The organism is Pseudotabrizicola sediminis, assembly GCF_004745575.1.
In the GTDB taxonomy this organism is placed as follows: domain Bacteria; phylum Pseudomonadota; class Alphaproteobacteria; order Rhodobacterales; family Rhodobacteraceae; genus Pseudotabrizicola; species Pseudotabrizicola sediminis.
In genome coordinates, this window is record NZ_RPEM01000035.1 from 1 (window position 1) to 7,909 (window position 7,909).

5 protein-coding genes and 2 pseudogenes are annotated in these 7,909 nt (G+C 60.3%); 3 read left to right on the top strand and 4 right to left on the bottom strand.

The window, feature by feature from the left end; genetic code table 11:
• Window positions 1-761, bottom strand: a 761-nt coding sequence (locus EEB11_RS19015) for an SNF2-related protein (RefSeq protein ID WP_135434133.1), incomplete at its 3' end; no start/stop codon positions are given.
• 180 nt (window positions 762-941) lie between these two features.
• Here EEB11_RS19015 and istA point away from each other — a divergent pair.
• A complete protein-coding gene (istA, locus tag EEB11_RS19020) occupies window positions 942-2,471 on the top strand; it encodes an IS21 family transposase (protein ID WP_435531126.1) in 1,530 nt (509 codons plus the stop codon).
• 28 nt (window positions 2,472-2,499) lie between these two features.
• A pseudogene (istB, locus tag EEB11_RS19025) lies at window positions 2,500-3,266 on the top strand (IS21-like element helper ATPase IstB).
• 768 nt (window positions 3,267-4,034) lie between these two features.
• Here istB and EEB11_RS19030 read toward each other — a convergent pair.
• The 3 genes and pseudogenes from EEB11_RS19030 to EEB11_RS19040 all read right to left on the bottom strand — a co-directional run bounded on the left by EEB11_RS19030 (window position 4,035) and on the right by EEB11_RS19040 (window position 6,241).
• Window positions 4,035-5,309, bottom strand: a complete 1,275-nt coding sequence (locus tag EEB11_RS19030) for a peptidoglycan-binding domain-containing protein (protein ID WP_135434137.1) — start codon at window positions 5,307-5,309, stop codon at window positions 4,035-4,037.
• A 107-nt stretch (window positions 5,310-5,416) separates the two neighbouring features.
• A pseudogene (locus EEB11_RS20185) lies at window positions 5,417-5,755 on the bottom strand (DUF6441 family protein); the annotation flags it as partial.
• Between the two features lie 33 nt (window positions 5,756-5,788).
• A complete protein-coding gene (locus EEB11_RS19040; RefSeq protein WP_135434139.1) occupies window positions 5,789-6,241 on the bottom strand; it encodes a very short patch repair endonuclease in 453 nt (150 codons plus the stop codon).
• A 66-nt stretch (window positions 6,242-6,307) separates the two neighbouring features.
• Between EEB11_RS19040 and EEB11_RS19045 the strand changes: the two genes are divergently transcribed.
• Window positions 6,308-7,843, top strand: coding sequence for a DNA cytosine methyltransferase (locus EEB11_RS19045; RefSeq protein ID WP_135434141.1), 1,536 nt, complete (start codon window positions 6,308-6,310; stop codon window positions 7,841-7,843).
• The last annotated feature ends 66 nt before the right edge of the window (window positions 7,844-7,909 follow it).

Genomic DNA, 7,909 nt, shown 5'->3' on the forward strand with positions numbered 1-7,909 from the left:
AGCAGGGCAGTGTCGGCGAACTCGTCGTAGGCCCGCCGCTGTTCCGGATCCATCTCGCACTGCTCGTTGATGACGATCTTGGCTTCCTTGCCGTAGACCTCCTCGAAGCTGTGCCTGACGAAGTATTTGCTGAGGAACTCAGCGATGGGTTTCACCCGGGTCCAGGCCACGATCTTGCCGTTGCTGTCTTCGACGGCATGCGTCAGCAGGAATGCCTCAAAGGAGGAATACATCTTCGGGGCCATGATCTGGATGCACGGGTAGACCGACGACAACCGGCCATTGACCAGGGTGCCGGTCATCGGCAGGAAATACTTGATCTTCTCCATGGCGTCGTAGAGCTGCTGGGTCCGCTGGGAGGTGTGCCCGCCGTAGCCCATGTGGATCTCGTCGACCGCGAGGGCGTTCAGATCCGGGTGGTACCGCTTGAGCTCCTCCCAGTTGGTGGAGAAGCATGAGAAGCCCATCAGAAAGACCTTGGCGTTCGACAGCATCTGGGTGGTGCGCTGTGCCTTGGTGCCCGCCACGATGATCACGTCCTCGGGCTTGAAGTCCGTGAACTTCAGGAGCTCGTCACGGTTCTTTTTCAGAAGCGACAAAGGCATCGCCCAGGCCGAGCGGACCTTCTTGTCGGTCCAGAGCCACTGGAACCAGACACAGACGGGCGGGGTCTTCCCGGTGCCCGGGTCGCTGGCGTTGCCGGTGCGGGGTTTCGACATGTGGAAGGCGAGGTCGCCGAGCTGGTAGTCACGCAGGGTCATATGATTGCGCAATCCGGGACCATCCGGCCAGGGATTCCGATTTGATCCGGCCACCCATTCCAATCTGATCCGGCCACCGATTCCGGGGCATCCGGCCACCCTGAGCGGGTGAGGATCTGACGCTGCTGGGCAGTCCTGTGGCGGGCTAGGCTTTCTCTTTTCACCAGAGAGAGCGGCCCCATGAAGAGACTGACGATGCGCAAGATCAAGGAAGCCATGCGGCTTCATGCAGGCGGACTGTCGACACGGAAGATCGCCGCCAGCCTTGGCGTCGGGCACAGCACCGCCACGGATTACATGAAGCGGATCCGGCTTGCCGGACTGACATGGCCGCTGCCGATCGACATGACGGATGCGGCGCTTGAAGCGCTGCTGTTTCACCCGTCGGGCGGCCCGAGCCGCCTCGTCGAAGCGCAGCCGGATTGGGCGGTGGTTCACCGCGAACTGCGGCGATCCGGCGTGACGCTGTCGCTTCTGTGGGAGGAATACCGCGGCGCTCATCCGGAAGGATACGGTTACAGCCGGTTCTGTGATCTCTATCGCCGATGGGCCGGACGGCTGACGCCGGTGATGCGCCAGCATCATGTGGCCGGGGAGCGGGTGTTTGTCGACTATGCGGGCGCGACGCTGCCAGTCATTGATGGCACCACGGGCGAGGTTCGACAGGCCCAGCTGTTCGTGGCGGCCCTCGGCGCATCAAACCTGACCTATGCCGAAGCGAGTTGGAGCCAAAGTCTGTCTGACTGGATCGGGGCGCATGGTCGCGCCTTCACCTTCTTTGGCGGCGTTCCGGCACAGGTGGTCTGCGACAATCTGAAGTCCGGTGTCACCAAGGCCTGCTTCTATGAGCCGGCTGTCAACCGGACCTATGCGGACATGGCCGAACACTACGGCACGGCGGTGGTGCCCGCCCGGCCCTGGAAGCCCCGCGACAAGGCGAAGGTCGAGGTTGCTGTCCAGATTGCGGAACGCTGGATTGCAGCACGTCTGCGTAATCAGCAGTTCTTCTCCTTGTCCGAACTAAACGCGGCGATCCGCGTCCTCCTTGATCGCCTGAATGGTCGGGTGACCCGGCACCTTGGTGCGAGCCGCCGAGAGGTATTTGACCAGATCGAACGATCTGCCCTGAAGCCATTGCCCGCCGAGCCGTATGTTTTCTCCGAATGGAAGCAATGCACTGTAGGCCTCGACTACCACGTCGAGGTGGGCAAGCACTATTACTCTGCCCCGCACAACCTTTTGCGCGAGAAGGTCTGGGTCCGGCTCACCGCTAGGACGGTCGAGATATTCCATCAGGGTCAACGCGTTGCCGCCCATGTCCGAACCTCTGGCAATCGCCAGCACACGACGATCCCGGATCACATGCCAGCCAGTCACCGACGGCATTCCGAATGGTCGCCCGAGCGTCTGAAGACCTGGGCCGCGAAGATCGGGGCCAACACGGCGACGCTGGTTGAGGTGATCTTGCGCGACCGAAGCCACCCCGAGCAGGGCTTCCGCTCTTGTCTGGGCATCATGCGCCTCGCCAAGCCCCACGGCCCGGAAGCCTTGGAAGCTGCCTGCGAGCGGGCCCTGATCATCGGCGCCAGATCGTATTCATCCGTGCATTCGATCCTGAAGAACAACCTCCATCGCACCAGGCCCGAACCAGCCGCGGACGGGCCTGCGATCCAGCACGGCAATATCCGCGGCCCCGGCTACTTCCATTGACCGGACAGAACCCTTGAAAGGAGAAACGATGCTGACCCACCCCACCCTGGAGCAACTGCGCCAGCTGAAGCTCGACGGCATGGCTGATGCCTTCGCCGAGTTGAACAAGCAGGATGACACCGCAGACCTTTTGGCCACGCCGAATGGCTTGGCCTCTTGGTCGAACGCGAGATTGCCAGCCGCAACACCCGGCGCTTCCAGACCCGCATGCGCAGCGCAAAACTGCGTCACGTCGGGGCGGCCGTCGAAGACGTCGACTTCCGGACGCCGCGCAAGCTGGACAGGGCCCAATTCCAGCAGCTCGCCACCGGTCGTTGGATCGATGACGCCCGCAACCTGATGATCACCGGCCCATGCGGCGTTGGTAAAACCTGGCTTGCCTGTGCCTTGGGTCAGCGGGCCTGCCGCGACAACCTCACCGTCATCTACCAGAGGCTGCCCCGTCTCTTCGCTGACCTCGAACTCGCGCATGGCGATGGCAGCTTCCCCAGACTGTTCCGGTCCCTGGTGAAGGCAGACCTACTCATCCTCGACGACTGGGGCCCCGACCGCCTGACCGCCGGTCAACGTCGGGACCTGATGGAAATCGTCGAAGACCGCCACGGCCGAGGATCAATCCTGATCACAAGCCAGTTGCCGGTCACAGCATGGCACGCCGTCATCGATGAACCCACCTTTGCCGATGCGATCCTCGACCGTCTGGTTCACAACGCGCATCGCCTCGAACTGGACGGTCATTCGATGCGAAGATCGGGCGGTCCCTCCGAAAGCGTTGACGAGGGCCAAAGAGCCTGACATCAAAAACCATGCCTACGCGGCAACGATCCTCAGGTGGCCGGATACCCCGGAATGGCTGACCGGATGTTGTCGGAACGACCGGCCGGATACGTCGGAATGCGCACATATGATCTCTTCTCTTCGGAGTTGGCGTCGAACGATCTCAGCTCCGATGGCCTCGAGGGGCGGTGAAGTAAGCGAGGTTGCGAAATTGCAAAAATAGCTCTGAGATCAATTAGATTTCTGAGGTATATGGGGCGAAATCGAAGTCATGCCGACTGGCAAGATCCAAAGGATATGTGGGCCAAATGACAGAAATTACCTGCAAGTGCGGAGCAGTCTTTCACGAGAAGTGCGAAAGATTGATGATGCGGGATAGGGACCGCGCCGACTGTGATCTGTGCGGAGAAACGCTGCGCCAATGGGACGGGGCAGTCATTTATTCGTATACGCTCATTCGGAAGGGTGTTGCCGTTGAAAATTGAGCATGGGCGACCGTGAAGACGGAACCCGCTGAGAATGGCATGTACATTGTGTATCTGGGCTGCCCCATGTGGGTTCAAGATACGGCCACGCATTGAAGCGCCATCGAGGCTGAAACCGAAGACATGAAAGTCGAAGGGCAGCTGTCACGCTGCGTCACGCTAGTTGAGCGCGGAAAGCGGCGGCAATCGCGGCGAGGACGTTTTCGCGGGTTGTGAGCACAGTCTTGCTTTTGATCGTTTCAGTTTTCGGTGAGACTGACGCAATAGACGCTTCCGAACGACCCACCCGCGTTGCCAGTCGTCACCGATTGACGCCGAGCCTTTCCAGTGTCGCCCGGTCAGGTGCACCGGTCTCGGGGAGTCCGACCGACGCTTGATAGGCGCGCATGGCAGTTTGTGATGCTGGCCCCCATTGACCATCAGGAGTCCCAACGTCGAAGCCCCCAGCGTTCAAGAGGGTCTGAATAGCACGGTAGTCGTCCGTGGAAAGTGACAGCGTCGTCCATCCGCAAGCACCTGCAACCGCTTCGATTGCTTCCTGCGATCCGGCCAGATCGAACTGTGCGTCATGCTGCTGGCCTTTGGACTCGACAAGCCGAAGGAAGAGACGGTCTGCGTCGTAGATCGAGCGGATGAAGGTTTCTGCCTCACGTCCGAAAAGGCCAGCCCCCTTGTTATTGGTTAGACTGTTCCAGCGGGCTTGCTGCGATGGCTGATCATCTATGCGGAGCGTCATTTCAAAGGAATTGCGCTGGAAGTCGTTCATCAGGAAGTCTTCCTGAACGAAGACCAAAGCTGTCTCGCCCTCAATGCAACGCGCGACAAGGGCTGTCTGGCCCATGAAGCTATTGGCCTGAAACTGCGAATGGTTCAGCGCAATGACCTGCGGGCTGTCGTCCACTGCTGCCCGCGACGATTCAATGGTCCACCAGCCCGAAATCCGATGCTCGTCCCGATTGGCCTGTTCAAACGGATCCAGAGCATAGTCGATAGCTGGGAAACGCGAATCCGCCCATTCGACCGTTTGCGTTGCACCCTCCGGCGGCGTCGTGGTATCGGCCGCTGGGGCTGCGGCTGGCACCGATGTCGCGGGCCGAGGCACCATGACGGGGAATGCGATTCCGTATTTTGCTTGCAGATAGCCCATCTGCAACTGTGCCGATGTGAGCTTTTCGGTCTCGGCGCGGCTGAGTGCGAGCGCTTGGATCAGCCCGCCGCCGGATGCTGCTTCGCGTTCAGCCTCTTCGATGCGGTGTTGAACGGCGGCCATTTCGCCAAGGATCTGCGCTGCCTGCGCCTCGTCGGGCTGGACCGCCGGGATGGTCACTTCGATTGTCGCCGCCCCTGCTTCCGCATTGATCCGGTTCTCGACCAAGGTCCGTGCGAGAAGAAGAGCTTCCCGGCGTGCGTCGATCAGGGTCAGAATCAAGCCACCGTCGTAGCGCGCCGCCTGCGCTTCGATCTCAGTCAGCTGTCGTTCGATATCGGCCAATTCCGTAGAAAGAGGTACACCTTGCGCAAAAGCTGGAACGGCTGCAGCCAAAGCAATAGCGAAAACGAATGGTTTTAGCGACATTGGCTGCTCCCAAATAAGGCCACTTCAGGAATCAGGCTAGCGATGCACAATTCAACCATCAAGCGAACATCGCAAACCGGGCATCAGACCCTGTCCGAATTTATCATCTACTTTGCCACGATCTGCCCGGGCACGCCGTCGATCGCTCGCTCTGCATCACGCGCAAATTCTAGGTGCTAGCGCAGCTTGACTTGGGGCACTGGCAGGAAGATCGGCACGGTCGCCACGTCGCGCCCGGTTTTTTGACTTAGATGCCACGGCCCGACCTTCCGAATTCAGCCGCCACTCGGCCACCAGCAGGCTTGGCACTCGGCGGCGATCAATGAACCGCAGGCATTAGGCCGTGCAGTGGCGGGGCTGGGGATCGCCAGCCAGAAGCCATCCTTTGACCCAATCAAAGGACGGATTCTTAAAGGGCGGGAATTGTGTGCTGAAACTTGGGAAGGAGGGCAGGCTGTCGATTTCACCGTTCGTTCAGATTAGGCGTCGGCACCAATCTCGATCCGATCGCCGCTCCCCAGAAGCCATTCTTCGAGGGTGTTCACCGCGTCGCTCACCTTTTCGGACCTCCGCAAGGCACACTCCCACACCGTCGCCACGCGCCATCCACTCTCCAAAAGGTCTCGGCGAACGGCGCTGTCCCGAGCAACGGTCGCCGCGAATTTCGCCTGCCAGAACTCGGGGCGGGTCGATGGGCTGGTGGCGTAACGGCACCCTTCATGGCGATGCCAGAAGCAGCCGTGCACGAAGATGACTGCGTGATGCTTGGCAAGCATGAGGTCTGGCCGTCCCGGAACCCTGCCGGAATGAAGCCGAAAGCGGAAGCCGCGGAAGTGAAGGGCGCACCTGAGTGCCAGCTCGGGCTTCGTATTCTTCCCCCTTATTCCCGACATCATCAGGGACCGGGTTTGCTGATCAACGATATCGGCCATTGCATCCTGGTTTTCTTTCTTGAACCTAGTATACACCAGCTGGATGAATTTCGTCAGGAGCCTGATTTGCCTTCCACTTTCGGCATTGTCGATCTGTTTGCCGGCCCGGGCGGACTTGGCGAGGGGTTCGCTTCACTTGTCGAGGATGGTCACACGCCGTTCCGGATCGGTATCTCGGTCGAGAAGGAGGCCTCGGCTCACCAGACCCTGACGCTGAGGGCGTTCTTACGCGAATACCGTGTGCTCCATGGCGGTCTGCCAGAACAGTTTATCGACTTTCATGCCGGCATTGCTCCTGAACCGGACTGGTCGGCCATCGACGCTGAGGCGTGGCAGCATGCAAGCGACGAAGCGCGCGCTCTCGAGCTTGGTAAAGAGTCTGCGGCGGCCGCCCTCGATGGCACCATCGAGAAGCTGAAGGCAGAATACGACGATACAATCCTTATCGGCGGTCCGCCTTGTCAGGCATACTCCCTGGTGGGGCGTGCGCGAGCGAGGGGCAAGGTTGGCTATGTGCCCGAGGACGATGCGCGGCACTACCTTTTCCGTGAATACATCCGGGTGCTTGACAAGCTCCGTCCCGCCGCCTTCGTCATGGAAAACGTCAAGGGTATGCTATCCTCGACCGTCGAGAGCCGCCTTGTATTCGAGATGTTGATGGATGACCTGTCGTCGCTCGGCAAGGGCCATGGCCATCACTACGAACTGCGCGCTGTCCGGGTCGAAGATGGCAGGGCTAGGCTGCACGAGGTGGCGAAGCCGTCTGACTTCATCGTGCGCGCAGAACATTTCGGAGTTCCACAGCGACGCCATCGAGTAATCATGGTTGGGATCCGATCCGACCTAGCGGGCAAGGCCGCTAGTGCAGAGATCGCCGTCTGCGGGACGACGCGGACGGTCCGTGATGTCATTGGAACGATGCCCGCCCTGCGTAGTGGCATCAGCCGCGGGCTTGATGATGCGTTGTCGTGGCAAAACGAGGTCGTCGACGCCGCAAAGCTTTTGGCCATGATCTGCAAGGAGGGGGGCGACGGCGCGCTTCGCGAAGCATTCTCCGTGGTTGCAAAGCGAAAGAAGGCAGAATCGCCGATGTCTAGGGCCAAGTCACACCTGCCGGAGGGTTATGGCACCTCAAATGATGAGCTGTTACGATGGGTGGAGAGGTCGGACTTGCGAGCGATAGCCCAGCACGAAACGCGCGGGCATATGTCTTCGGATCTCGGTCGCTACCTGTTCGCGGCGGTGTTCGGCCAAGTCCTTGGCTATAGCCCAAAGGCCGCCGATTTCCCGTTGGTGCTCAGCCCTGATCACCGCAACTGGCACAGCGGGGTCTTCAATGACCGCTTCCGTGTCCAACTGGCCGACGAGGCTTCGACCACAGTCACGAGCCACATTTCGAAGGATGGTCACTACTTCATCCATCCTGATCCGATGCAGTGCCGCAGCCTGACGGTGCGCGAGGCAGCCAGGCTGCAGACCTTCCCAGACGACTACCTGTTTCTCGGAAACCGGACGCAGCAATATGTCCAGGTCGGTAACGCCGTGCCGCCGTTTCTTGCGAGGCAGATCGCGCGACTGGTCTATTCAGCTATTGGCCAGTGATTAATCAAGCCGTTCGAGTTTGTTCGGCTCTGATGATGTGACCGCCCCCCGACGGCATCGATGTGC